Annotated in this window: 1 rRNA gene; it reads right to left on the reverse strand. The window is 52.4% G+C overall.

The features are described from left to right. Positions 1 to 17 precede the first annotated feature (17 nt). A 23S ribosomal RNA gene (locus tag PGC35_RS21990) occupies positions 18 to 2,946 on the reverse strand. Positions 2,947 to 2,963 lie beyond the last annotated feature (17 nt).

Genomic DNA, 2,963 nt, shown 5'->3' on the forward strand with positions numbered 1-2,963 from the left:
TGCTCGCAAATTCATATTTGGTTAAGTCCTCGATCGATTAGTATTCGTCAGCTGCACGTGTCGCCACGCTTCCACCCCGAACCTATCTACCTCATCGTCTTTGAGGGATCTTACTTACTTGCGTAATGGGAAATCTCATCTTGAGGGGGGCTTCGTGCTTAGATGCTTTCAGCACTTATCCCGTCCACACATAGCTACCCAGCGATGCTCTTGGCAGAACAACTGGTACACCAGCGGTGTGTCCATCCCGGTCCTCTCGTACTAAGGACAGCTCCTCTCAAATTTCCTACGCCCACGACGGATAGGGACCGAACTGTCTCACGACGTTCTGAACCCAGCTCGCGTACCGCTTTAATGGGCGAACAGCCCAACCCTTGGGACCGACTACAGCCCCAGGATGCGATGAGCCGACATCGAGGTGCCAAACCTCCCCGTCGATGTGGACTCTTGGGGGAGATAAGCCTGTTATCCCCGGGGTAGCTTTTATCCGTTGAGCGATGGCCCTTCCATGCGGAACCACCGGATCACTAAGCCCGTCTTTCGACCCTGCTCGACTTGTAGGTCTCGCAGTCAAGCTCCCTTCTGCCTTTACACTCTTCGAATGATTTCCAACCATTCTGAGGGAACCTTTGGGCGCCTCCGTTACACTTTAGGAGGCGACCGCCCCAGTCAAACTGCCCGCCTGACACTGTCTCCTACCCGGGTTACGGGTATGGGTTAGAATTTCAATACAACCAGGGTAGTATCCCACCGACGCCTCCTCCGAAGCTGGCGCTCCGGGCTCTAAGGCTCCTACCTATCCTGTACAAGTTGCACCAAAATTCAATATCAAGCTACAGTAAAGCTCCACGGGGTCTTTCCGTCCTGTCGCGGGTAACCTGCATCTTCACAGGTACTATAATTTCACCGAGTCTCTCGTTGAGACAGTGCCCAGATCGTTACGCCTTTCGTGCGGGTCGGAACTTACCCGACAAGGAATTTCGCTACCTTAGGACCGTTATAGTTACGGCCGCCGTTTACTGGGGCTTCAATTCGCACCTTCGCTTGCGCTAAGCACTCCTCTTAACCTTCCAGCACCGGGCAGGCGTCAGCCCCTATACTTCACCTTACGGTTTTGCAGAGACCTGTGTTTTTGCTAAACAGTCGCCTGGGCCTATTCACTGCGGCTCTTCTGGGCTATGCACCCAAAAGAGCACCCCTTCTCCCGAAGTTACGGGGTCATTTTGCCGAGTTCCTTAACGAGAGTTCTCTCGCTCACCTTAGGATTCTCTCCTCGACTACCTGTGTCGGTTTGCGGTACGGGCACCTCCCGCCTCGTTAGAGGCTTTTCTTGGCAGTGTGAAATCAGGAACTCCGGACATTCGTCCTCGCCATCACAGCTCAATGTTACAGAGTGCGGATTTGCCTACACTCACACCTCACTGCTTGGACGTGCATAACCAACAGCACGCTTACCCTATCCTACTGCGTCCCCCCATCACTCAAACGGCGGGGTGGTGGTACAGGAATATCAACCTGTTGTCCATCGTCTACGCCTATCGGCCTCGACTTAGGTCCCGACTAACCCTGAGCGGACGAGCCTTCCTCAGGAAACCTTAGTCATACGGTGGATGGGATTCTCACCCATCTTTCGCTACTCATACCGGCATTCTCACTTCTAAGCGCTCCACCAGTCCTTCCGGTCTGACTTCAACGCCCTTAGAACGCTCTCCTACCACTGATACCATAGGTATCAATCCACAGCTTCGGTGATTTGTTTAGCCCCGATACATTTTCGGCGCAGCGTCACTCGACCAGTGAGCTATTACGCACTCTTTAAATGATGGCTGCTTCTAAGCCAACATCCTGGTTGTCTAAGCAACGCCACATCCTTTTCCACTTAACAAATACTTGGGGACCTTAGCTGGTGGTCTGGGCTGTTTCCCTCTTGACTACGGATCTTATCACTCGCAGTCTGACTCCCAAACATAAATCATTGGCATTCGGAGTTTGTCTGAATTCGGTAACCCGGGATGGGCCCCTAGTCCAAACAGTGCTCTACCTCCAAGATTCTCGCGTTTGAGGCTAGCCCTAAAGCTATTTCGGAGAGAACCAGCTATCTCCAGGTTCGATTGGAATTTCTCCGCTACCCACACCTCATCCCCGCACTTTTCAACGTGCGTGGGTTCGGACCTCCAGTAAGTGTTACCTTACCTTCATCCTGGACATGGGTAGATCACCTGGTTTCGGGTCTACGACCACATACTCATTCGCCCTATTCAGACTCGCTTTCGCTGCGGCTCCGTCTCCTCGACTTAACCTTGCATGTAATCGTAACTCGCCGGTTCATTCTACAAAAGGCACGCCATCACCCATTAACGGGCTCTGACTATTTGTAGGCACACGGTTTCAGGGTCTATTTCACTCCCCTTCCGGGGTGCTTTTCACCTTTCCCTCACGGTACTGGTTCACTATCGGTCACTAGGGAGTATTTAGCCTTGGGAGATGGTCCTCCCGGATTCCGACGGAATTTCACGTGTTCCGCCGTACTCAGGATCCACTCAAGAGAGAACGAATTTTTGACTACGGGGCTTTTACCCTATCCTGCGGACCTTTCCAGATCGCTTCGTCTAACTCGTTCCTTTGTAACTCTATGCTGAGTGTCCTACAACCCCAAGAGGCAAGCCTCTTGGTTTGGGCTCTTCCCGTTTCGCTCGCCGCTACTCAGGGAATCGATTTTTCTTTCTCTTCCTCCAGGTACTTAGATGTTTCAGTTCCCTGGGTGTGCCACAGATGCGCTATGTATTCACGCAAATGTACTGCTCCATTACGAACAGTGGGTTTCCCCATTCGGAAATCTCCGGATCAAAGCTCACTTACAGCTCCCCGGAGCATATCGGTGTTAGTGCCGTCCTTCTTCGGCTCCTAGTGCCAAGGCATTCACCGTGCGCCCTTATTAACTTAACCTAATTCGGCTTCCAATC

It is taken from the genome of Psychrobacillus sp. PGGUH221, from assembly GCF_042055255.1.
Taxonomy (GTDB): domain Bacteria; phylum Bacillota; class Bacilli; order Bacillales_A; family Planococcaceae; genus Psychrobacillus.